Source organism: Hymenobacter sp. HSC-4F20 (genome assembly GCF_019599275.1).
In the GTDB taxonomy this organism is placed as follows: Bacteria; Bacteroidota; Bacteroidia; order Cytophagales; family Hymenobacteraceae; genus Hymenobacter.
In genome coordinates, this window is the sequence record NZ_JAHZTD010000017.1 from 1 (window position 1) to 612 (window position 612).

Consider the following 612-nt stretch of genomic DNA (forward strand, 5'->3'; position numbering starts at 1 on the left):
GTGCAGGGCGACGACGCCTGCGAACCCAAACAGGCGGTCGCGGTGGCGAACCGGCTGGTCGATCAGGATAAGGTAATGGCGGTCGTCGGCCATTTCTGCTCCTCCAGTACCATGCCCGCCTCGGAGGTTTACGACGACGCCGGCGTGCTGTCGATTACCCCAGGCTCCACTAATCCGCAGATCACCGAGCGCGGTATGAAAACCCTGTTTCGCATGTGCGGACGCGATGACCAGCAGGGTGCCATCGCCGCCAACTTCATGCTCGACAAGCTAAAAGCGAAGAAGGTCGCGTTTATTCACGATAAAGATACCTATGGCCAGGGGCTGGCCGACGCCACCAAAGCGGCGCTGGAGAAGCGCGGCGTCAAAGAGGTGATGTATGAGGGCCTGTCGCGCGGCGAGAAAGACTTTAACGCGCTGGTGACAAAAATCGCTCAGGCGAATCCCGACGTGGTCTATTTCGGCGGTTGTCATCCCGAGGCGGGTCCGCTGGTGCGCCAGATGCGCGAGCAGGGCGTAAAAGCGAACTTTTTTTCCGGGGACTGTATCGTGACGCAGGAGCTGGTTACCGCCGCGGGCGGGCCGCAGTACACCAGCGGCATCTATATGACC

General features: G+C 60.6%; 1 protein-coding gene. It reads left to right on the forward strand.

Going from position 1 to position 612, the window contains the following annotated elements; translation table 11 throughout:
• On the forward strand, positions 1–612 hold a 612-nt coding region (locus K3G63_RS22510), incomplete at its 3' end, for a branched-chain amino acid ABC transporter substrate-binding protein (protein ID WP_310794625.1).